At 40.9% G+C, this 23,473-nt stretch carries 18 protein-coding genes, 1 tRNA gene and 1 pseudogene; 9 read left to right on the top strand and 11 right to left on the bottom strand.

The window, feature by feature from the left end; all coding sequences use genetic code 11:
- Positions 1 to 441: 441 nt before the first annotated feature.
- Complete coding sequence (topA, locus tag ACFFRD_RS29790; protein WP_392479335.1) at positions 442 to 3,090, bottom strand: type I DNA topoisomerase; 2,649 nt, start codon at positions 3,088 to 3,090, stop codon at positions 442 to 444.
- 417 nt (positions 3,091 to 3,507) lie between these two features.
- Between topA and ACFFRD_RS29785 the strand changes: the two genes are divergently transcribed.
- Both ACFFRD_RS29785 and ACFFRD_RS29780 read left to right on the top strand, forming a co-directional pair.
- On the top strand, positions 3,508 to 3,801 hold the full coding sequence (locus ACFFRD_RS29785) for a hypothetical protein (RefSeq protein WP_392479333.1): 294 nt from the start codon (positions 3,508 to 3,510) through the stop codon (positions 3,799 to 3,801).
- Positions 3,788 to 4,843 carry a DUF6745 domain-containing protein gene (locus ACFFRD_RS29780; protein ID WP_392479332.1) on the top strand — a complete coding sequence of 352 codons (1,056 nt, stop codon included), beginning with the start codon at positions 3,788 to 3,790 and terminating at the stop codon, positions 4,841 to 4,843. The genes ACFFRD_RS29785 and ACFFRD_RS29780 overlap by 14 nt, the downstream gene beginning before the upstream one ends.
- A gap of 101 nt (positions 4,844 to 4,944) precedes the next feature.
- Here the strand turns inward: ACFFRD_RS29780 and ACFFRD_RS29775 are convergent, their stop codons facing one another.
- Positions 4,945 to 6,546 (bottom strand): iron uptake porin, encoded by a 1,602-nt coding sequence (locus tag ACFFRD_RS29775; protein ID WP_392479330.1) that lies wholly within the window; start codon positions 6,544 to 6,546, stop codon positions 4,945 to 4,947.
- Positions 6,547 to 6,926: 380 nt separating this feature from the next.
- Here ACFFRD_RS29775 and ACFFRD_RS29770 point away from each other — a divergent pair, with 380 nt between their 5' ends.
- From ACFFRD_RS29770 to ACFFRD_RS29750, 5 genes are all read left to right on the top strand, one after another.
- Positions 6,927 to 7,868, top strand: coding sequence for a metal ABC transporter substrate-binding protein (locus tag ACFFRD_RS29770; protein ID WP_392483196.1), 942 nt, complete (start codon positions 6,927 to 6,929; stop codon positions 7,866 to 7,868).
- 101 nt (positions 7,869 to 7,969) lie between these two features.
- The gene (locus ACFFRD_RS29765; RefSeq protein ID WP_392479328.1) at positions 7,970 to 8,746 is read left to right on the top strand and encodes a metal ABC transporter ATP-binding protein; all 777 of its coding nucleotides are present in this window, start codon (positions 7,970 to 7,972) and stop codon (positions 8,744 to 8,746) included.
- A gap of 52 nt (positions 8,747 to 8,798) precedes the next feature.
- A complete protein-coding gene (locus ACFFRD_RS29760; protein WP_392483195.1) occupies positions 8,799 to 9,671 on the top strand; it encodes a metal ABC transporter permease in 873 nt (290 codons plus the stop codon).
- Between the two features lie 75 nt (positions 9,672 to 9,746).
- A tRNA-Phe gene (locus tag ACFFRD_RS29755) sits at positions 9,747 to 9,819 on the top strand.
- 187 nt (positions 9,820 to 10,006) lie between these two features.
- Positions 10,007 to 11,161, top strand: a complete 1,155-nt coding sequence (locus tag ACFFRD_RS29750) for an Arm DNA-binding domain-containing protein (RefSeq protein WP_392479326.1) — start codon at positions 10,007 to 10,009, stop codon at positions 11,159 to 11,161.
- A 566-nt stretch (positions 11,162 to 11,727) separates the two neighbouring features.
- Here ACFFRD_RS29750 and ACFFRD_RS29745 read toward each other — a convergent pair.
- Both ACFFRD_RS29745 and ACFFRD_RS29740 read right to left on the bottom strand, forming a co-directional pair.
- Positions 11,728 to 13,455, bottom strand: coding sequence for an NFACT family protein (locus tag ACFFRD_RS29745; RefSeq protein ID WP_392483194.1), 1,728 nt, complete (start codon positions 13,453 to 13,455; stop codon positions 11,728 to 11,730).
- A 188-nt stretch (positions 13,456 to 13,643) separates the two neighbouring features.
- Positions 13,644 to 14,912 (bottom strand): glycosyltransferase family 4 protein, encoded by a 1,269-nt coding sequence (locus ACFFRD_RS29740; protein ID WP_392479324.1) that lies wholly within the window; start codon positions 14,910 to 14,912, stop codon positions 13,644 to 13,646.
- A 909-nt stretch (positions 14,913 to 15,821) separates the two neighbouring features.
- Here ACFFRD_RS29740 and psaK point away from each other — a divergent pair.
- Entirely contained in the window at positions 15,822 to 16,082 is a 261-nt protein-coding gene (psaK, locus tag ACFFRD_RS29735; RefSeq protein ID WP_012410900.1) for a photosystem I reaction center subunit PsaK, read from the top strand.
- Between the two features lie 135 nt (positions 16,083 to 16,217).
- On the opposite strand, the gene ACFFRD_RS29730 is transcribed toward psaK, so the two are convergent.
- The 5 genes from ACFFRD_RS29730 to ACFFRD_RS29710 form a co-directional block, all read right to left on the bottom strand.
- Positions 16,218 to 16,958, bottom strand: a complete 741-nt coding sequence (locus ACFFRD_RS29730; protein ID WP_392479322.1) for a DUF3891 family protein — start codon at positions 16,956 to 16,958, stop codon at positions 16,218 to 16,220.
- 554 nt (positions 16,959 to 17,512) lie between these two features.
- The gene (locus ACFFRD_RS29725) at positions 17,513 to 18,205 is read right to left on the bottom strand and encodes a manganese catalase family protein (RefSeq protein ID WP_194144166.1); all 693 of its coding nucleotides are present in this window, start codon (positions 18,203 to 18,205) and stop codon (positions 17,513 to 17,515) included.
- Positions 18,206 to 18,370: 165 nt separating this feature from the next.
- Positions 18,371 to 18,649 carry a GlsB/YeaQ/YmgE family stress response membrane protein gene (locus ACFFRD_RS29720; RefSeq protein WP_114083921.1) on the bottom strand — a complete coding sequence of 93 codons (279 nt, stop codon included), beginning with the start codon at positions 18,647 to 18,649 and terminating at the stop codon, positions 18,371 to 18,373.
- A gap of 513 nt (positions 18,650 to 19,162) precedes the next feature.
- Complete coding sequence (hemN, locus tag ACFFRD_RS29715) at positions 19,163 to 20,545, bottom strand: oxygen-independent coproporphyrinogen III oxidase (RefSeq protein ID WP_392479320.1); 1,383 nt, start codon at positions 20,543 to 20,545, stop codon at positions 19,163 to 19,165.
- A gap of 110 nt (positions 20,546 to 20,655) precedes the next feature.
- Positions 20,656 to 21,372, bottom strand: a complete 717-nt coding sequence (locus ACFFRD_RS29710) for a heme oxygenase (biliverdin-producing) (RefSeq protein ID WP_392479318.1) — start codon at positions 21,370 to 21,372, stop codon at positions 20,656 to 20,658.
- Between the two features lie 379 nt (positions 21,373 to 21,751).
- Here ACFFRD_RS29710 and ACFFRD_RS29705 point away from each other — a divergent pair.
- Positions 21,752 to 21,925: pseudogene (locus tag ACFFRD_RS29705) on the top strand (ferritin family protein); the annotation flags it as partial.
- A gap of 70 nt (positions 21,926 to 21,995) precedes the next feature.
- Here the strand turns inward: ACFFRD_RS29705 and ACFFRD_RS29700 are convergent.
- Entirely contained in the window at positions 21,996 to 22,376 is a 381-nt protein-coding gene (locus ACFFRD_RS29700; RefSeq protein ID WP_392479317.1) for a hypothetical protein, read from the bottom strand.
- 40 nt (positions 22,377 to 22,416) lie between these two features.
- Positions 22,417 to 23,448, bottom strand: coding sequence for a hypothetical protein (locus ACFFRD_RS29695; protein WP_392479315.1), 1,032 nt, complete (start codon positions 23,446 to 23,448; stop codon positions 22,417 to 22,419).
- Positions 23,449 to 23,473 lie beyond the last annotated feature (25 nt).

Genomic DNA, 23,473 nt, shown 5'->3' with positions numbered 1-23,473 from the left:
ATATGGCACATTGTCGTACCTCTGGCTTCCAACCGGGCACTGACACAATCCCGTATTTGGGACATAAGCCACTTCTAAAATTTGGCGTTGTGTTCTCCCTTACTTTTTAGAGTATCACACTTGCAACCTACAGAACTGCATCCTATCAAGGATAAATATCAAGGGTCAAGAGTTTAAAGATCGGACTTTGGACTCTTGACTACGAATTTTAGATTTACGATGGCGTAGCCTTAGCGTTAGCGAGTCATCGAGCGTCCGTAGGAGCGTCTTTTAGATTTTAGATTTTGCCTACAAGGGGGAGCCACTGCGGTGGACGGATTCTCCGGTATAAAGCAAGTGGCATCGGGGTATGAACCGCAAAATTCTTTTAATCCAAAATCCAAGTTGCACTGGAAGCACACCAAAGCTAAGATTCAAAATCCAAAATTACTTGACTTACAGTTAGCCTTCTGTGACTTTCTTTTTCGCAGCCGTCGTTGACTTAGCAGTTGACTTAGATTTGGAAGTCGTTGATTTAGTCGTTTTGCGAGTCGATTTCGCTGTCGATGCCTTAGCTGCCAATAAGTTGAGCGCCTCAGTCAGAGTTATATCTTCTACAGTTTGACCTTCTGGGATACTCACATTAGTTTTGCCATGCTTGATGTAAGGGCCATAAGGGCCATCGTAGATGTTAATTGTTTCCGCGTCCTCTGGATGTGGTCCCAATTCGCGTAAGGCTGCCTTGGACTTGCTGTTGGTGGAACTGCGTCCCTTTTTTGGTTCGGACAATAGTTCTAAAGCACGTTCTAGGCTAATTGTCAACACATTGTCAGCAGCTTTAAGGGAACGGTAATCTTTCCCTTCCTTACCCTGGTCATGAACCACATAAGGGCCAAAGCGTCCCAAACTTGCTTGGATTTTGCTGCCTGTGACTGGGTGAACTCCCAATGTCCGGGGTAGTGCCAACAGACCAACAGCCATTTCCAGGGTAACGGTTTCTGGGGTGACACCCTTGAGTAGAGAAGCTTGTTTCGGTTTGGGGTTTTCGTCGGTTTTATCGCCCAATTGGACATAGGGCCCATAAGCACCGATTTTCACATAAATCGGTTCCCCAGTTTCGGGATGCCGACCTACCTGGTCAGGGCCTGTGATTTTTTGTCGCAGCAAAACTTCTACCTGTTTAGGGTCGAGGTCGGCTGGGGTCAAGTCTTTGGGAATTGAGGCGGTGATTACCCCCTCACCATTTGTAACTTCAATGTAGGGGCCATATTTACCAATACGGACTTTGGCATCTAGATTCTCCAGTTCTACAGTCCTAGCTGTGGTGGCATCAATTTGACTTTCCCGTTCTTTTACCAGGGTTTCCAACCCTTTCTCTCCCAGATAGAATTTCTGCAAGTAGGGTAGCCATTTTGCTTCACCTGTGGCAATGTCATCAAGGGTTTGCTCCATCTTCGAGGTAAAACTAGGATCAACGATGTCTGGGAAATGTTTTTCCAGCAAGTCGGTGACGGCAAAAGCGGTGAAGGTAGGAATAAGAGCGTTACTCACCAAATGGGCATAACCTTTGTCGATAATCGTGCCAATGATGCTGGCGTAGGTACTGGGACGACCAATACCTTCACTTTCTAAGGTTTTCACCAAAGAAGCTTCGGTGTATCTAGCTGGCGGTTGAGTTTCGTGGCCAACTGCTTCTAAATCTGTACAATTCGGATGATCTCCCACTTTCAGATTGGGCAAAATTACTTCCTGGTCTTCCAGTGCTGCTTCTGGGTCATCTGAACCTTCGACGTAAGCACGTAAATATCCAGGAAATTCAATTCGTTTGCCAGAAGAACGGAATCCAGCATCCTCAACTTGCAATTGCACGCTAATTTGAGTTTGGCGGGAATCAGCCATTTGACAGGCGACAGTCCGCTTCCAAATCAAATCGTAAACGGCAAGTTCTCGACCGCCCAAACCAGTTTCTTGAGGCGTGCGGAAGGTGCTACCGGCTGGACGAATTGCTTCGTGCGCCTCTTGTGCGCCTTTGGATTTAGTGGTGTATTGCCGGGGTTGGGGACTGAGGTATTGTTGACCGTAAAGCTTTTCTACAGAACTCCGAGCAGCTGCGATCGCTTGATCTGACAAATGCACCGAATCTGTCCGCATATAGGTAATATACCCTTGTTCGTACAAATTCTGGGCAACCCGCATCGTGTCACGGGCTGAGAGGCGCAGTTTCCGGTTAGATTCTTGTTGCAACGTCGAGGTGGTAAACGGCGGCGACGGTTTGCGCGTCACTGGGCGTTCCTCGATGTCGGTAACACTCCAGGTTTTCCCTGTTAGGCGTTCCTTGAGGGCTACGGCTTGGTCTTCGTTGAGCAACAGGACATTGCGACCTGCGGTAATTTCTCCGGTCGTTGCGTCAAAATCACTGCCATTAGCGATTTTGGCTCCTGCCAATGTTACCAACTGGGCACCAAAGGGCGTTTTTTCCTTTGACAAACTGGCTTTCAAATCCCAGTATGTACCCTCATGGAAAGCGCGGCGTTGGCGTTCTCTAGTGACTAAAAGCCGCACAGCTACAGATTGCACCCGCCCAGCAGATAATCCCCAGGCGATTTTTTTCCATAGCAGAGGAGACAGGGTATAACCCACGAGTCGGTCTAAAATCCGCCGCGTTTCTTGAGCGCGAACCAACTGCTCATCGATATTGCGGCAGTTTTTCAGAGCTTTTTTGATTGCCTCTTGGGTAATTTCGTGAAACACCATCCGCTTAGTCGGAACTTTCGGCTTCAGCAATTGGTATAAATGCCAACTAATGCTTTCACCTTCCCGGTCTTCGTCTGTTGCCAGAATCAGTTCATCTACATCTTTAAGGGCTTCTTTAAGCTGGGTGACAATTTTCTTTTTGTCTTTCGGGACAACATATACCGGTTCAAAGTCGGCGTCCACATTTACCCCTAGCTGCGCCCATGTTTCCCCCTTGACGGCAGCAGGAATTTCACTAGCCGACTGGGGTAAGTCACGCACATGACCCATAGACGCTTCCACCCGATAGCCTGCTGGCAGGTAGTTGCGAATGGTACGAGCTTTGGTTGGAGATTCGACGATGACGAGAGTTGACATGGAAATTTCAATAAAAAGAATAGCTACTAAGCTAAACAGTCAAATTGAGGTAATTTTTGCAAATTGTCAAGATAAAAGGTCGCGCTTAGGGCGGTGATTTAATCCTCACATAAACTGTCTGCTTGGGAGAAAATCCCCTGAACTTGTGGCCCCGTCTGTCCCAAAGGATAGAGAAGGCTACGCTGGGTGTGAATTTCCAGCTATTTCAATCTTTAACTTATCTAACGCATAATTGGCGACTACAGTTTTAAAATTTGGGGAATGGGGAGTGGGGAAGGAAGGGAAGAAGAACTATTTATTAAGCAATGCCCAATGCCCAATGCCAATTCCCACTTTCATATCGCTTGTGCCAAAATTAAATCAAACTTGAGAGCAAAAGCGAAGTGGGGTTTGTAGCTGTGTCAAGAAAGCAAAACTATGCAACCAATTCGTCAAGGTGATGTAATTTTACTGCCTGTGCAGCAAATTGAAGGACAAAAAATACCTCACTTAACTTTGGCAGAAGGCGAAGTTACAGGGCATAAGCATTGCATTACTGAGGGAAACGCCGAATTATACGAAAAAGATAGCACACTCTATTTGCGTGTGTTTTCAGAGTCGGCATTGCTAGCTCATGAGGAGCATAAAGCTATTTCTATTCCCCAAGGTGACTGGATGGTGAAAATTCAGCGAGAATATGAACCGGAAGGTTGGCGATATGTCGCTGATTGAAAATTTAACACCTGAGCAGGAGGCTTTGATTCCAGTTTATCGGGAAAAGTGGAGAGCGATCGCGCTTTCAACTGAGCGAATTGATCGTGAAAAAGCGGCGGAAGTTGTTAAAGCTACATATACAGCTATCGGTAAACAACAGCCAGAAATTATTTTTTGTGAAAGTCCTTATACTGGGTTAAAAATTATTTTTAAAAAGCTACCTAAATTAAATTTTAATAATATAGATTTCGTAAGTTTAAACAACAATATTTATGACTATATTATTGCAAATTTAACTAATGAAAATATAAATTTTTCGTATCAAACAAATATGGAAATTCTTAGGCATTTAAATAGTTTTGAACTAAGTGTTAGTCTATTTGAATATATACTAGAAGATAAATTCCAAGATCAGCCTAAAATCAATATACATTTAGGAGATCGTCTCTGGTTAAATTCACAAGATTTGGCTAATCGTTGTTGTCATGTGGATTTTTACGTTTCTGTACTAAATTATTCTTACAGCAAAAAAAGATGGGAAACTTTACAGTCTTTATCAAGGTTTTGTGGTTTGATTTCTCCATTTGAAAAATTTTGTATAGTATGCGATCGCCCCCTTCACCTACGCTTCGACAATCAAAACCGCCTCCACGCTGAAGGTGAACCCGCCATTGAATTTACTGATGAATATAGCCTCTACTCCTATCACGGCGTAACCTTACCTGAAAAGTACGGTAAAATCCACCCTCAGCAATGGCAAGCTACTTGGCTTTTAACAGAAGAAAATGCCGAACTACGGCGAGTATTAATTCAGGGTATTGGTTACGCCAGAATTTGCCAAGAATTACAAGCTATTGAATTAGATACTTGGCAAGAATACACGTTATTAAAAATTGATGCCGATGTTGATGAAAAACCAATTTATTTATTAAAAATAACTTGCCCTAGCACAAGCTTTATTCATGCCTTGCGAGTTCCACCAAATATAAACTCAGCGCGTGAAGCGATTCGCTGGGTAAATTGGGGAATAGATCAAGAAGAATTTGCTGTGCAAACCTGAGTTTATCTAGCCCAGTATTTTTATTGGGTATTATTTTTGAGATTAAACACAAAATAAAAGACGCAAAAAATAAATTTGCGTCTTCTTTGGAGTTTTAAAAATTAGAAACTGAATGTGGTTCTCAGTGCGCCAATCACAACATCATCGTTGTTATTGTTATGATCTGGGGATGTTAGCCAGATGACTCCTGGCGTAATGGTGATATTGTCACTCAGCTTATACTGGTAGAACGCCTCAAGATGATAGGATGTATCGGGATCTGTATCTAATCCTGCGATATTAGAACTTGTTAATCTAGGTTCCACACCGGCAATAATACCAGCCAAACTTCCTTCTTTACCGAGGTCAGGGAAGCCGAGGGTAACTGCATAGTTCCAAATATCAACTTCTCCACGGCTTCCAGTCAAGGTACGGCTGTTGGTGTATCCAGCCCAACCACCCAAGACTATCTTATCGGTAATGCCGATGGATGCTTGGACACCATAAGAATTACTGGAAAATCGGGAATCTAACGTACCATTGTCATCTATATCTAAGGGCGCGAAAGTTGCTGCATTGCTACCAGTGAGTAGTGGTTGGTTGTAGGAATTGATGTAGGTTAAACCGATAGTAATGCGATCGCTTGGTTTAACTGTCAACTGTGCCAACGCACCGTAAGATCCATTAAACAAACCATTATTGGGTGTAGGGTCATTAGCTGTACCACTCAAATACCCTAAACTCAGTGCCAATTTATCACTGAACTCGTGCGTTACTCCCAACCCCGCACCATTCATTTGGCCATAAATTGGGTTGCGTGTACCAAAGGTGGATAAAGCACCAAAAGCACCATCACCATCAAAGATATTAACAGTACTGGTGAGATCATCTGCTGCACCTGCGTTGGCGATCGCAACAACCTCTGTTTTTTCGCCTAACGGAAATCTGTAGAAGAGTGCATCTATCGTGGCATTAGTAGTACCATCTTCGCCAGCAAAGAATAAGTTACCCTCTGGCGTACCAATATTAGGGCTGAGAATATTATTAGCCTGGATTCTGGTGAACAGCGTATCTTTCCCTGTGAAGCTGGTCACAAGTTCTATCCGCGCCCTAACCCCTAAAGTTGTATTTTCGTCTGTAATTTCTGCACCGTTAACTGTATTTCCTGACAAAACATCGCTGGCGACAGCAACAACTTGTCCTTGCAGTTTGGTTGTGGTTGAGAACTGATTCGCCTCCAATTCAGCAGTTTTAGCTTCTACTGCATCTACACGACCTCGGAGTGTCGCCAGTTCTGCTGAAAAATCTTCTTGCAGCTTTTGTAATGTTGCTAAATCTTGTTTGTTAACTAAATCGCTTGTGGCTGTAGCAATAAGTTCGTTAACGCGATCGAGACAAGCATTCAAACCAGCAGCAAACTCATATCGCGTTAATGCGCGATTACCACGATAAGTACTATTTGGGTATCCTGCAATACAGCCATAGCGTTCAACCAACGACTGTAATGCTTGGAATGCCCAGTCGGTGGGTTGTACGTCGGAAAATTGAGATACGGAAGTAACTTGCCCTGTTATCTGAGTGTTTGTGTCTGGACTAGCTAAAACTTGCGGTTGATTGATTTCAGACGTAGCGGATGTTTCACCTGCAAATGCAGCAGTATTCACAAATAGCATTGCACAGCAAACTGCTGGACTAACTAGCAGATATTTACAGAAATTTTGCATTTTTCTCCTCACACTTATCTCCAATTCACACCCAAAGCACGTTTTTTTAACGTGTATTTTATGCAAATATTTGTCAGTAATATTATCAGAAATAGACAACCTTTTTAATAAAAAAAGTCAATAAATCCTAATTATTCAAGGAAAACTAAATTGCAGAGGACTGTAACATCTGACAAAGTTTTGTTGTTACTCATTACACAGGAAACTGAGAATGATATTATATGTTGGGAATGAGAATGAGAATTATTATAGTCTAAGATTTAGAATAAGTCTCATAGACTTGCATCCATTTTGAGGAGGAAAACACCTTGACGATCAATGGCAAAGGGCTGATCACAGGAAGACAAAGAAACGGCATCTTGTCCATAATGACTCTATCAATGTTGTCGATGATTGCTGGCTGTAGCCAATCGAATCCGAATCAGGGAACAATACCTGAACAGTCACCGCAAGCACAGATGACTGTATCCACCCCAGTAGCGCAGTTAGGAAAAACTAAAGTTGTGACGACATTTTTGCCGATATATTTGTTTACTAAGGCAGTAGCTGGGAATGTCGCAGATGTAGAAATTCTAGTGCCGCCTGGTACGGAGGTACATGAATACCAAGCGACACCAGAAAATGTCAAAGCGATCGCAACCGCGAATGTGTTAGTAAAAAATGGTTTAGGTTTGGAGGTATTTCTGGAAAATACGGTCAAAAATGCTCAAAATACCAAACTAGCTGAAATTGATGCCAGTAAAGGTATTAAACCCTTAAATGAAATTTCACCTGTTGTAAAAACAGCCAAGGAGGAAGAAGACCACGACCACGCCCAAGGTAATCCTCATGTTTGGTTAGATCCAGTTTTGGCAAAACAACAGGTAACTAATATTCGGGATGGATTAATTGCTGCTGACCCGGCGAATAAAGCTACTTATGAAGCAAACGCTGCGGCTTATATTAAAGAATTAGAAAGTTTAAATAATGAATTTCAACAGACTTTACAAAAAACTCCTAGTTGTACCTTTATTACCTTTCATGATGCGTTCCCATATTTAGCAAAACGCTATAACCTCAAACAAGTTGCTGTGGTGCAAATTCCCGAAGATCAACTTTCACCAACTGATGTGCAAAATGCAGTCAATGCTGTTAAAAAGTACAAAGTTAAAGCTTTATTTAGTGAACCAGGAGTAGATAACAAACTCCTAAGTAGCCTTTCCAAAGACTTGAACTTAACTTTGCGTCCTCTGGATTCCCTGGAAACTGGCGAAACAGATCCACAGCATTATTTCAAGGCAATGAAAGCTAACTTACAAATTTTGGAAACTTCGTGTAAATAGGTTTGTCATTTGTCCTTTGTCATTTGTCCTTTGTAAAAACTAATGACCAACGACCAATGACTAATGACTAATGACCAATGACTAATAATGACTAAGAACCAATGACTAATGACATTGCTATTTTAAAAGTACAAGGATTAACTGTCTATCAAGGTAGTTATCTAGCTGTTCGAGATGTTTCTTTTGAATTATTGCCAGGAACAGATACAGCTATTGTTGGCCCCAATGGTGCTGGTAAAAGTACCTTAGTAAAAGCGGTTTTAGATTTGATACCTCGAAGTGCTGGTACGATTGAAATTTTCGGTCGCCCAATTGCAAGGTTGGGGCGTTTGCGTCATTTATTGGGCTATATGCCGCAAAATTTCATCTTTGACCGCAGCTTTCCTATTTCTGTTAGCGAATTGGTGGGACTGGGATGGACAAAGGAAGGAAAAAAGGGAGATTTATTTTTCTCCAAGCTGTGGAAACAAGACAGAGAAAAATCGGCAGCAGTAGTAGAAGCTTTACGGCGAACCGATGCTTATCATTTACAGCATCAAGCTATTGGTACTCTTAGCGGTGGTCAACTTAAGCGGGTGTTGTTGGCTTATTGTTTGGTAATGCCTCGGAAACTTTTGGTACTCGATGAAGCCTTTGCTGGTGTTGATGTGCAAGGTTCAGCAGATTTTTACGCTTTGCTAAATGAATTAAAGCGAGAGGAGGGTTGGACGGTATTACAAGTTTCCCATGATATTGATATGGTAAATCGCCATTGCGATCGCGTGCTTTGCCTGAACCAAAGCATTGTTTGTACTGGTAAACCGGAAATTGCCCTTTCACCGCAAAACCTGTTAGCAACATACGGCCCAGGTTTCAGCCGTTACCAGCACCAACATTAAAATAATTCGTAATTCGTAATTAGACTCCCAGAATTAGTTGATGCCCATAAGTATGGATTATTTTTTCAATGATTGTCAGATACCTTGGCTTGCGATCGCCAGTAGTAATGACTTGGTAAGCTTGTTAACATTCCCCTTTATGCAGCGTGCGATCGTCGGTGCTGTGTTAATGGGAATACTTGGTGGGATGTTGGGCAGTTTTGTCACCTTGCGCCAGTTGTCCTTTTTCAGCCACGCCGTTGGTCATGCAGCATTAGTAGGTGTGGCGTTAGGTGTGCTACTCCAAATAAATCCGACTTGGATGCTGTTACCTTTTACCTTGGTTTTCGGCGTTATTGTCCTCTACTTCATCGATAAAACTGACTTAGGTAGCGATAGTGTCCTTAGCATAGTGCTATCTGGGGCATTAGCGATCGGTGTGATTCTCACTAGCCTGATTAAAGGATATCGCGGCAACTTGATGGCTGTGCTGTTCGGGGATATTCTAGCGATCGACACTACAGATTTGATTTTGACGCTGTTAGTACTTGTGGGAGGTAGCATATTTTTACTATCAACCCTGCGACAGCAAATTTTATTGACCCTTAACCCTGATGTAGCACAAGTCCAAGGCGTTCCCGTCCAATTGTACCGCTATGTATTTGTGGTTTTGCTTTCACTCGCCGTTGCCGTAGCGATTAAAGCTGTCGGCGTTTTACTGGTGAACGCCTTTTTGGTTATTCCCGCCTCTACTGCCAAATTGATGAGTCACCACTTTAGCCGCTTTCTAGTCATATCGGTGATAGTTGGTTCCATCAGCAGCATTGCTGGCATCATTGTCTCTGGTATTTTCAACCTTGCTTCTGGCCCAAGTATTGTTCTTGTACAATTCCTGCTATTTATAGCTGTTTTCATCTGGTTTAAGTTGAATTTGAAAGCTGCATAAATCTTTTTTCTCCAAGGGCTTGCTATATTTTGGGATGTTTGCTACATTTATTAATCGTGGCTCACAAAAGCCCCAGCCGGGATAGCTCAGTTGGTAGAGCAGAGGACTGAAAATCCTCGTGTCACCGGTTCAAGTCCGGTTCCTGGCATATTTATAAACCCCTTGAAATGCAATGATTTCAAGGGGTTTATAGTTTCTAATTACTGGTTGATGAAGAATAAATGTTCTACTATTTATGTCAATTTTGGACATTTTTGGATACCTTTAGATACAAATTGGGTGTAAATTGGGTGTAAAAGAGTTAGAGCAGAGGAGTAATTACACCTTTTTAACCTATGTTCTCCAAAACCCCTACAGGGCGAGCATCTAAGGGTTCTGTATCAATCATTAACTCTCATGAACGGTTGCAGTTACGGTTTAGATATCAGAGCAAGCGTTATTACATTTCTACGGGTTTAGCTGATACTCCTGCTAACCGCAAATTGGCAGAGCTTAAGGCATCAGAGATTGAGAAAGACATACTCTGCGAACGATTAGACCTCACTCTAGAAAAGTACCAACCTCAATCTGTTTTAAGCACGATTACACCCATTACACCCATTAGAAAGTCTCAACCTCAATTAGACGAACTTTGGAATAAGTATAGGGAGTTTAAAAAACCGCAAGTTAGCCCCAGTACCTATGCCAAAGATTTCTCTAAGCATCGTAATCACATTGCTAAGTTACCGACGCGATCGCTAGATGAGGCATCTGCTATTAGAGATCATCTTTTATCGAATCTCACTCCAGATGCTGCAAAGCGCTGCTTAACCCAACTCAAAGCTTGCTGTAATTGGGCAATGGAAGAGGGATTAATCGACACTAACCCTTTTGCGGCTATGAAAATCAAAGTTCCCAAGGGTACTTTAGAAGAACAGGATATTAATCCATTCAGTAAAGAAGAAAGAAATTTAATTATTCGTACTTTTGCTAGCGATCGCCACTATAGGCATTACACAAACTATGTGCGCTTCCTTTTCTTTACAGGGTGTAGACCATCAGAAGCCGTTGGCTTGAAATGGAAGCATGTTACTAATAGCGTGATTCAATTTCGGGAAACTGTTGTCGTCTCCGAAAATGGTTTAGTCATGAAAGAGGGACTAAAAACCCAAATAAAACGTGATTTTCCGATTAATTCAGAAGTGCAGGCAATCTTAGATGAGATGAAATCTGAAGAAGATAGTTTTGAATCTCTAGTCTTTACAAGCCCGAAAGGAAAATTCATTGACCATCACAACTTCGCTAATCGTGCATGGAAGTCAATCATAGGTAAATGCAATATCCCTTATCGTAAGAGCTACCAGACACGGCATACCTTTATCAGCTTGTGTGTGGAAGCACATATTAATAGCACCGCGATTGGCAGATGGACTGGAACATCAGCCAAAATGATCGACAATCACTATGGTGCAACCAACTTTACAAATCTCAGACCACCAGAGCTTTCCTAAAATAGTAATGTAAGGGGCTAACCCAATACTTTTCGGTTAAGGGGAAAGGGGAAAGGGGAAAGGGAAAGGGTTTGAATTTCCCTTTCCCCTTTCCCCAGACCAAAAGAGAGATTATTGGGTTTAACCGAAAAGTATTGGGGGCTAACCCAAGCGTATTGAGCTATAAATGCTCAAAAAATACTCAAAGTGCTGTATTAAATACAAAAAGACCAGCCTCCCACAGCTGGTCTATAAAATATTTTTTTTGCGTTGTCTTCTCAAGAGAGTTAAAACCCAATTGCGCGTTCCCAAAATGCAACGGGCAACTTTTCTTAACAATATTGTAACAGTCAACACAGATTTTTCAGGAATATTCATCAAAAAAAGATATTAGCAAAGCTTAAATGCCTCTATCTATTAGAAGAATTCAGTAGAACGCAGGGTATAGACTGACAAAACCAGAGGTAGAGGAAGCAGAAAAGAATTGACCAATACTTTTCTACCAAAGGCTGCGCCCTAAGCGTAGCTATACCGCAGGCTTTACGACTACGCGGTAGTTGAGCGCATTCGAAACTCAGTACAAGTGACTAGTAACTAATGACTATTTGTGGTTTTCCCCAAAGGATGCTCTCCTGCTTGTAAATTGCAATTCCCGGTTTTGCTCCTTTGGGTTTGTAAACGTGTTTTGGCTGGGTGTAAACTATTGGCACTTGCTCACTCTGACGCGCGCGACTGTAGTAAGCAGCAAGATTAGCGACAAATTGCAAATCAGCTTCTTCTGCCACAGCGCCGGGTTCTAAACGTAGTAGCAGATGACTCCCTGGAATTTCTTGAGCGTGGAACCATAAGTCATAATCCCCAGCTACACGAAAGGTTAATTGGTCATTTTGGCGGTTATTGCGGCCGATTAATACTTCAAAGCCACTGGGGGTAAGGTAACGATGAAAGTTGGTGCTAGGAGGTTCATTTGCACTGCGACTGCGATATTCTGGATCTTCTAGATACTTTTGCCCAATCAACTCTTCACGGATTTCTTCTAAAGCTCGTAAATCTTCTGATGTTTTGTAAGTGTCTATCTGAGCGATCGCAGCTTCTACTTGTTCTAAATACTCAATTTCTGTCTGCACTTCTAATAATAGAGGTTCCACGGCAGCACGTGCGCGTTTCAGCTTTTGGTGCTGTTTGTAAAGACCTTGAGCATTTTGGACAGCATTTTTATCTGGCTGGAGAGCGATCGCTACTGGCAAATTTGTCTCAAAATCAGCAAGGATAATTTCTTTCATCCCTGGCTCCCAGTTTTGCAGGTGAGCCATCAATAAATCAGCTTTTTGTCGATACTCATCGGCTCGATCTGATTGCTCCAAACGCGTTTTAAAGGTTTGAGCTTTGTTGCGTAATTTCGCCAGAATATTATTTAATTTCTGACTCAACTGATGGCGCAATTGAGAAAATAACTGTTGTTCAATTTCGTTACTGTAGTAACGGTTGAGCAACTCCTGGATATCTTTGACTTTTTCAACTACACCCCAACCCATTACGGTGTAACCATCTTTTGTCCAAGCGGGTTGAAATTTCTTGGAATCCAAAGCTTGCAGCCATTCTTGCCAACGCTCAAACAACCTTCGCCAATCGTCGGGGTTGAGAGTATCGGTAGATGTTTCTGGTGCGATATTTGCTTCTAACAGCATTAACTCCAGCAATGCTGCACTCAAGCCACTATAACTTTTCAGTAATTGCCGCTTAATTGCTCCTGGTACTAAACTTACCCGTTCTTGCCAACGTTCTTGAGATTCGCTCAAACTGGGGACAGTTCCAGTCAGTTTTGGTGGTGTTTCATAAGGTTGTCCGGTTTGGATGGGACGGACACTAGATTGTTGCTGACTGACTTGATGGGCGGCGGTGATAATTATATTGTTCGCGTCGGTGAGAATAACGTTGCTATACTTGCCCATAATTTCTGCATAGACATGATAAAGGGCGCTTTCTCCGGGACGACGGGCAAATTGCAAATCGATAACACGCTCCCAAGGTGCGATCGCTTCAATACCCACCAATGCCAAACCACCCAATTGGTGTATCAGTTGTTGGCTAAAGGTAAAGGTATCTGGCGATCGCGGTGGTGGATCGCCAATACAAATGTGTGCAGCTTGGGGATGCCAAGAAATCTGTAGCCAATCACGCTGTTTCAGGGTGCGTAATGCTATGGCAATAGTATAGCGATCGCGCTGATAAACCTGTTCTGTCCGCGAGGGCAGCCAGTTAGCGCGTATTTCGCTACAAGTAGCTGTAAGGGTGGTGAAGTCAACTGGTTGCATAGCCATTCGCGTTCAAAGGTCGATGCTCAGTATACTTCCATCATCTCTAATATTGATATTAATGTAGGGTAGATATCCCCCAATTGCTCCCATAACAAATATAGAGACGCAAAATTTTGCGTCTCTAATATAGAATTTATCGGTATGTCAAATGATTTTATTTGAAGTGGATTAAGTTGCTTGAAACACTATTTAGCAACCAATGCAGGTTCTTTTGCTGATGGTTCCAACAATTGGGTGTAAAGTTCACTCAACTGAGTTGCGACACCATGCCAACTAAATTTGCTTTCAGTACGCTTTCTGCCAGCTTTACCCAATTCGTCTCGCCACTCGGGATTAAAGAGAATTCGGTCAATAGCAGACGCAAAAGCACCTACATCTTGTGGTGGTGCTAATAAACCAGTTTGTTCATTAACTACAGTAAACTGAAGTCCACCGACATCACTAGCCACAACCGGCGTACCACTTGCCATCGCTTCGATCGCTACGAGTCCAAAGGGTTCGTAGTGACTAGGAACAACGCAGACATCGGCAGCTGCGTAATAAGTTGGTAAAATATCTTGACTGAGACGACCAGCAAAGATGGTCAAGTCAGTGATTCCTAATTCGTGGACGATTTGCTCAATGCGATCGCGCTCAATGCCGTCGCTGTTACCTGGAGTACTACCACCGCCAATAATTAGCTTGAGATTATTCGAGTCGCGTAGTTCAGACTCGTTAACTGCACGCACTAGGGTTTCTATACCTTTGCGTTGGTCAAAACGCCCTACATATAATACAACTTTGGCATCTTTGGCAATTTCCAGTTCAGCTCTAGCTGCTTCTCGCCCAATGGAACCAAAGCGCTGAATATCTGTACCGCAGGGAATGATGTCGATATTGCCTTCAGTGGAAACTAGCGATCGCATGTGTTGCTGTTCTTGCGGACTTGTCGCCACTATTCGCTCTGCTGTTTCCAACACCTGTTTTTCTACTGCTAATCGCTGACTGGCAATCAGAGGAATATTTTCTATCGTGTTGTACTTGACTGCTCCTAATGAGTGGTAAGTGTGAACCTGTTTACTCCCTTGGATTTTCTTTAACTCCATCCCCACCCAACTAGAGAGCCAATAGTTAGTGTGAACTAACTCGTATTTAATCTCATTTTTTATCTGAAATTTGAGGAAATTATCCACAAATTCTGGCAAATATTCAAAAATTTCATCTCGCGGCACAAACTCAAGGGGCCCAGCTTTTAAACGAATAGTTCGACAATTGTCCCCATGTTCAACAATCAAGTCTTGCTCCAGACTTACTTTGCGGGTAAACATATCAACTTGCCATCCCAGCTGCGCTAGTGCTTCACCCACTTGGCGCACATAAACATTTTGTCCCCCAGCTTCTTCTTTCCCTATTTCAATCGCCGGGTCTCCGTGGACGGAGATCAAGGCGATACGTTTTTCGGTGGTAGAGTTCATAGTTTGTGTGTTGCTGATTTTAACAAAGCTCTAGGCTGTTTCAAGTACGTGTGTAACACACTTACTTAAATTGTTGAGAAACTTTGATTAATATTCATTTTAATTTAATATACCTAATATTTTTTTACATCTTCTGCCAGAAGTATAATTTTAAGTTAAGTATTTATATTTAATTTCTTTGGATAGAGGAAAATCTATACCTTATATTTCATACTTTTGATAGATAAAAATTATAGTTTTTCACCTTTTTTTATGCTTATCTAAATTAATTAAATAAACACTTAACGTCAATTTGACAAATTGACAGCAAAAATTAGGAGTTAGAAATTATATTCACCATGCCAAAAATCCCACCCACAAGGGAATAATATTTTTGATTTTTTTGGTAAATGTAAGCAACTATCCGACTTAAAAATTGACCCCGAAGTCAAGTAAGTCTTAATTTTGGCGTGTAAAATTGACAAGTATTTATGAGTGTAGCTAAGTAGCTAATTGACAATACTATATGTTATTTTTACAACCTTAAAAGTGGGATTAACATTTGCTGACTATAGATAAACCTTTATTAATTCTCCTTGACATCTGATGTACAGGTGTAATTTGAAACTAGTAAAACGCTTACTTCTGACATTGAAGTTAAAAGCAGCTAGTAGTTCGTCAAGTGAACTTAGCGGGGTAAAGGGTAAAAGGTTTCAAATCCCTTACCCCTTCCCCTTTACCCAGCCATCACGCAGCATTTTTGGGTTGGCAGACTACTAGCACAGTTAACTCTCAACGTTGAACTCAAGTTATATTAAGTAGTTATAATAACTGTTAAATATTGATGCAAAATCGGGTACTTTATTGAATTTGCTTCGAAAAGTTTCAGATTATATTTTCAATCATTAATAAATTTCAGGAGCAAATCAGGTGTTTACTTCAACCTTACTCGCTGCTGCAACTACACCCCTGCAATGGAGTCCGACAGTTGGACTGATTATCATTATTGCTAATATCATTGCCATTGCCTTTGGGAAATCGACTATCAAATATCCCAATGCAGAGCCAGCACTACCCTCATCTAATCTTTTTGGTGGTTTTGGTTTACCAGCCCTTTTAGCAACCACTGCCTTTGGTCATATCTTAGGAGTGGGAGCTGTTTTAGGGCTGCATAACCTGGGAAGAATTTAGGTTCTTGCCCAAGTTAGCCTTTATTTGATGATTCTTTTGTCTCCAGCATTGAGCCAGAGAGTGTTAATTCTCTGGCTCTTTTTTATAAATAAATTGTCTAATATTCGCTGGATTCCTCTTAAATTCTAATCTGTACTAACTCTTAACGAATGTCCACTCAAGTACCTTGATGGGGGCTTCTTGTAGCGCTTGAGTTAGTTGGACACTGCTCTCAAATTTTACCTGGGAAAGGTCGCAGGCTTCGACGTTGACCGTAAATTTATCGTTTTGGAAGGGCCAGGGTTTGACAACAACCAAGTTATCACTGCGCTGCATGATGTCATAGCGCTCACCTTCAGGGCCCTTGCTAATTTCTAAAAACCGCTCATCATCAGGTAGTTCTTGCTGACATAAGATGAGAGAAAGGCGATCGCACCACTGCATAAACGCATAGGCTGCATCAACTTCCTCCTTTTTTATCCCCAGTTCCTTCCGCCAATGTTGCTGGTTTTGAAGTTGCTCATCCAAAAGTTTGTCTAGTTTGGGACGCTTACCCCGCCTTCCCTCATTTAGACGGCTGATGTGCATGGAAATTAATAAAGCTACCCATCGTCCACGGTAAAGGGCATTTTTTGCCAAATCAGCCAATTTCTGTACCTCAGCATCTACATCGGCATTTGAGGACAGCATGAAGTCCTTTGGCGCACCGGCTTCAGTAAGAATATCTTCTTCCCACTCTTTCTCTAAATCATCGTGATGAGAAATTGCAGCGATGGTTTCATATAATCTTACTGGCGCATCTTTACGTCGCCATTGCCCCGCCAGTTGAGCTGCTAATAAGGCATGGGCACGATGGTAAATGACTTCCCAACCATTTGGCGTAGCGTTGACAATCACAAATTAATCTCCTGATTCTTAGTTTTGATTTTGAGTTGAATCTGAATTCAGAAACGTCGGGCTAGATATTGAAGAGGCGATCGCTCTGACTTTTTCAGTGTGACTTATGATTTACACCCATTTTAATTTGAGTGCAATATAGTCCATCCTTCATAACGCAGAGATATGTAGCTAATACTCCCAACTTCTCTAAGAAATCGGGAGTATGCTTCTTCACCAACCTTCGGATGAGGAAACAGGGAACAGTGAAGATTTTCGGTTATATGCGGATCTGTCCGCATCAAAAGCTTTAGATCCCTAAAAATCCCCCCTTTTTAAGGCTACGGTGTACACACAAGTCTTTAAGAATTGCCCTACAAGCTATTTGATCCCCCGGCCCCCCTTTTTAATTGGCAAAAACCTCTCAAAATCCTCCTTTTTAAGGAGGATTTTGGAGGATCTACTACATTTTGGTTTTGTAGAGAGATGTGTGTACCCTGTAGCCTAAAAAAGGGTGGGGTTAGGAGGGATCAATAAGTACCCAAAATCACAGGCAGATACTTTTCAACAAACTTCTAAGAGTGGCTTTCTAGGGGATTAGCAATGTACTTGAATGTTGGCTCAGAATTCCAAGGGCCACGCTCATCTTTACCATTACCGTCTGTAGATAGGTTGTAGTAAAGAGCAACAGTTTCATCTGGCTTAATATTACCAAAGAATGGATCTGTCAACTTACCCAGTGAATCTAGAGCTTTCATAAACATCTGGGTATGAGAAATTTCTCGTGTTAACAGATGGACTAAAGTTTCTTGGGTTCCTTTGTCGGTTGCCAACTTAATTAACTCTTCGTAAGTCTGACGAGCGCCGGCTTCTGCTGCAACGTTAGCCCTTAAATCACGGACTACATCTCCACCTTCATTCAAGTAACTTGCAGTCCAAGCATTACCCTGACTATCCAGAAAATGAGGTCCAATCCCGCGAACTGCAAAGAGAGTACTCTTATAAGCCTCTGTTTGATCCACATTTTTGGTATGAGCTTCAATGAGTTTACCAACCATTTCTAAATGGCTGAATTCCTCGATTGCAATGTCTTGGAGCATATCTTTAATTCCAGCATTTTCAACATGGAATGATTGCACCCAATATTGTAAAGCTGCGCTAAGTTCTCCGGTAGCTCCGCCAAACTGTTCTAAAAGTAATTGAGCAAAACGAGGGTTTGGTTCACTAACGTTAACTGCATGAATAGGCTCTTTTTTGTGAAAAAACATAGATTTACACTTCCAAAAATTATGATGTAACAGAAGGGATTGAATGGTCTTTTAGGATTGTTCCACAGAGAGCTAGTTTGATGTTTTATAGCTTCTCAACCTGGGAAACTATAAGACCAATAAAATACAGCGATCGTGTGAGTGTTGATAACTACCAATCAGCGATTAGGCATTGCTGCTTCTTCTGATTAATCCCCATAGATAAATGGCAACAATTGCGCCAAGCACAGCCACCAAAATACCAGGAAGAGTTAAACCAGCGCCAGCCGCAGTAATTTGCAGAGTTCCTGTTCGCAATAGAGTAAACAGACTTCCACCGACGAAAGCACCAATGATACCTAAAATCATTGTGGAGAGAATTCCACCACCTTGATAGCCAGGATAAATAGCTTTAGCAATCGCACCTGCCAAAAGTCCTAAAACTACCCAAGCAATAATACTCATAACTGCCTCAACAATCTCACTTGTATCTAAGTTATCAACTCTGATTCAGAATTCTTTCTACCAGATGGGATAAATGCTAAATCCAAAAGTTAGACAAAAGAGTTTACATACAAATTAGATGGAAATTGCCATTTGACGTTTATAGCATGAAAATGCTCAAGGATTTTTTGGCAGCCAAATAAATAAAAAATTATTAAATCTCTAATATTCTTCTATTAAGCTTTACTAGTTAAATAACGAGATTTCTGAAAATAACATATTTTTCGATTTATTAGAAAAATCGGCAATCTAAATTTTGATATATCTATCTGAAGATATAATTGCATAATCTAACTTTTTAGAGATGTATGAAAAGTTTTTGTCTATCAAGTTGGAAAATTAATATTTAATAAATTTGATTTTGTACATTTTTATTTAAAAATTAAATGTGATGGGGAAACATTAGATCCCCAATTTCTTTAATAAATCGGGGATCTAAAGGCTGCAAAATTTCACCAATGATTTGCGGCTGTTTTAAATAGCACGAGAGAATTTTGTCTCTCGCATTTTTGTGTGGGTATCAAATATAACGGCAATATTTCTGACTAGTAATCGACCGATGTCTGTAATCTGGATCTGATTTTTTGATAAACTGACCAGACCATCAGCTTCTAGTGGTTTTAATGTCTCTAACTCCTCAGAAAAATATTCATCAAAGTTGATTTGATATTTGTTTTCAATATCTTCCTTGTGTAACTGAAAGTGAGACATAATACCCATGATTACATCCCTTCTGATAATATCATTTTGACTAAGCTTGACACCTTTGCTAACAGGTAAATTACCCGATGCAATTGTCTGATAGTAATCTTTTAATTCCTTGTGATTTTGAGCATAAGCATCTTCTAGCATACTGATGGATGTAGAACCAAAACCAAACAATTCTGTCTCTGCGTGGGTAGTGTAGCCCTGAAAATTGCGCTTGAGAGTGCCATTGCGTTGAGCGATCGCTAGTTCGTCATTAGTTTTCGCAAAGTGATCCATCCCAATAAATAAATATTGGTTACTCGTCAATTCTTCAATAGTCATTTTCAGAATATCTAACTTTTCTTCGGCTGGTGGTAGCGCTTCTTGAGGAATATTTTTTTGCGTCGGTTTGAGCCAGGGAACATAGGCAAAGTTAAAGACTACTATTCGGTCAGGATCTAATTCAATTGTCTTTTTCAGCGTTTCTTGAAATGTCTCACGGGTCTGATAGGGTAAACCATAAATTAGGTCAACATTCACACTTTCAAACTTAGCTTCTTTAACCCAGCTCATGACATCAAAGAGCATTTCTTCTGGCTGAACACGATTTACAGCTACTTGAACTTTGCTATTAAAATCCTGAATGCCGAAACTAATGCGGTTAAACCCAATTTCTCTGAGAAAGAAAATGTAGTTTTTATCAATATAGCGGGGATTAATCTCAATTGAGATTTCTGCTTGTGGATCGATGTTGAAATAGCGATTGATGTTTTTCCATAAAAATTCTACTTGGTGATGATCCAAGTAATTAGGAGTACCGCCTCCCCAATGGATTTGCAACACTCTCCTGTCTGGATCGATTAAAGCTGCGGTGTTTTTAATGTCTTGAACCAAAGACTCCACATAAGGTTTAGCAATATTCTTGTTGTTGGAAATTACTGTGTTACAGCCGCAGAAGTAGCAAGCGCTTTGGCAAAACGGGATGTGGAAATATAAACTCATAGGAGTTTGGCGTTGATTTGATGCTGCGATCGCGGCCTTAAAATCAGTTTCAGTGAATGTTTCGCTTAACTCTGTTGCGGGCGGGTAACTAGTGTATCTAGGTGCGCGAGTATCGTATTTTTGAATCAGATCCAGATCGAACTTAACACCAGGTAATAAAAAAACCATTGAGTTGCTTTCCAATGAATGAAGGGAGTAGTAGAGACGCGATTAATCACGTCTGTGGGGAATGGAGAGACGAGAGGGAAATAACCAATGCCCCATAACAAATGACAAACTTAATTAGCCGCACCTATTTCAGTGCTACCTGAATTCTGGGAACGAGTTAGACTATTAAACAGGACTTGGCCGAGTGCTTTAATTAGACTTCCCTCTAACTCTTGAGCCATCTGCAAATTAAACCCAAAGGCATTATTAGCTTCTGCAACAATCTGTTCTGCTGTTGCATCATCAATAGGTAGCGCGTTTAATACTTGACGATACTTATCCTTAAATGCCTTTTTATCAGGAATTTGCTCAAAATTGTAAAAGGACGTACCTTCATAGCCAGAAAGCTTCAGGGCTGACTGAGCAACTTTTTGTAGCATTTGACCCCCAGAAAGATCGCCCATGTAGCGAGTGTAGGCATGACCTAGCAATAAAGTCGGTTCACTAGCAGAAATTTCCCGAATGCGGTCAATATACTTTTGAGCAGCAGGTGAGGGTGTAATTTGCTCTCGCCAATTATCCCCATAATAGAACACCATGTCTTTTTCGAGTGAGGATTGGCGATTAAGTTCAGGAAAGTAAACCGCACTAATTACAGGATGCTTTACATGGCTATCTAACGCCGCTTCTAATTCGCTGTAGACGTAATACAAGTTACTTAAGAACTTGGCAAAGCAGCCTCTATCCACCACTCCTTGTAGAAAACATTTCATGAATCCCACATTTTCTGCTGATGTGTGGGCTTGTTGAGTTCCAGAACGCAGTTTGATGGCGAGATTGCTACTCATTGTTGCTTCCTTCATTTTCAAGCACAAGGTTTCTGGACAGCCACCGACTTAGGGTGCCTGCCAATTCCACCTAAAAGATTGTTATTCTAGGTTTAGAGAGGATCTGCATCAGTCTATCCAGCAAGTACCACTGCCGATGTAAATCCAGGTATTTTTATTTCTCCTAAGATTATTTAACTATTAATTCATATATAACTATGAAAGATATAAGTATTTATTTATGTTTTTCTGATACTCATGTTCAGACACATTTCAGTTGAGTGGTAACAAAACTGATTTTGCAATAGGCATTTTAACTCTACTGAAACGATGAACGATAAGTTTATTTCTCACAATTTACTTTCAATAATTTAACTGATGTCCTCAATAGGCTATTTATGTATACCTATCGGAGAAAATTGGCTACTGGTGCTATATTTTGGTGTATCGCCACATGGAAAAACATCCAGAACACCAAATTTATCCCCTGTTCCGCAAGTTGGAGGGTTAGTGTCAGGATGAAAATCGATATGGAGATTTTTTCAAAGCGCTACTGCAATCGCAACCTCAACTGCCTGATGAAAATACTTTTTGTCTAATATCCAGTAAATTACTTACCTGGTAAATGTTTTAATTACGAAAAGTCAGAAGCCCATCGGTTTAATAGCTTTGATGGTACTAGTAACAATATCAATAACTTTAGCTATTTCTGATAAAAAATCTTCAAACTTCTCAATCTTTTTAGCAGCTTCTTGTAGGCTATTTGTGGCCTTCAGAATTTGTGAGTAAGAACTATTAACATCGTTATTGAGTATAGAACCTAGTTTTACCCCATCGATCAAACCCTGTAGTTCAATTGCTTTGATTTCCAACTTGCCCCATTCATCTTTTGCCTGTATAAATTGTCTGCTAGTAATTCTCTCATCGTCCTTAGCTTTGCCAGCCTCTTCACTGAGAAATTTAATTGTATTAGTTAGTTGCTCATGAATTTCTTTTAAATGATCTATATTTAGTTCAGTAGTCATAAGTCCCCTTTCTTTTATTTACAAACGGTTGTCTTGATAATTAATCTTGAATCTCATTAAATAGAGGAGTAACTTTGTCAATGTATTCCTTGGTTACTTTCTTGGCTTTCTTTAACTCTGATGTGGTAATTTCTTGATTCCAAACATCATATTCTTTCTCAGTATTTTGAAAACTTAGGCTTTCCTTTTTAGAGCGATATTTATTGCATTTTTGAATTTGATCTGATGAGAGTTCTTCCCGATCTTTATTGAAAATACGCTTCAATTTGCGGTGAAATTCTGCGGTGGAACGAATAGCAGATACGTAGGCTGAACCCTGTTTTTTACGTTCAATTACCTTGGTAATTTCTGCTCGTTCTTCTGCCTCTAATAAAGTCTGTTGTGTCTGAAGTGCGTTAAAATCTTGTAGATCATCTTCTGGGTTTGATAATTTTAGTAATCTTTTATTGACCTCACTTATGTAGAAACCATAATTTTCATGAATCTGCGTAATTTCTTCATTGAGCAAAGCCTTTACATAAGATGATTCAATGAAATCGGACAGAGAAGCAGAATATTTCTGAATATCTTGATCTGTGCAAACAATAGTAATTTTCAAGTTATCTCGCCGAAAATCCTTAACTAGAATATTAGTAATAAAGTCAGCAATCTTAACCCCTGCTGTTCGAGCATTTTCATCAATATCAAGCTTTCCTAAACCGTCTGAAATTTTATTTAACTGAGGAGTAAAGCCGTTATCATTTTCAGTGGCTAAATTTCCAACTGCCGCAACATAGTTGACTAAAACGCTGCCAGCTATTTCAGTATTTTGTGAATTCGGAAGGTAAATTTCGTCGCATTTATCCAAACGCTCTTTGCTATTTATTCTACTTTGCTGTGTTCCCAAAGCTTCCCAAGTTGCGGATCGGGCACAGGAAGCATAAATATCAGCCGATATTGTTTCGTTGGCAATTGCTAAAGATTGGGATAAATCACCAAATGATTTAGCTGCTGATAAGTCTTCTTTTTGGCAACTGCCAAGGATAAAGGAAAAGGGAATTAAAGCAAGTAAAACTTTAATTTTAGGTTTCATAAATTGTTAATTAGATACTTTTCTT

This window comes from Nostoc sp. C110, from assembly GCF_043099725.1.
Lineage (GTDB): Bacteria > Cyanobacteriota > Cyanobacteriia > Cyanobacteriales > Nostocaceae > Nostoc > Nostoc muscorum_A.
This window is presented reverse-complemented; position numbering and strand designations above follow the sequence as displayed.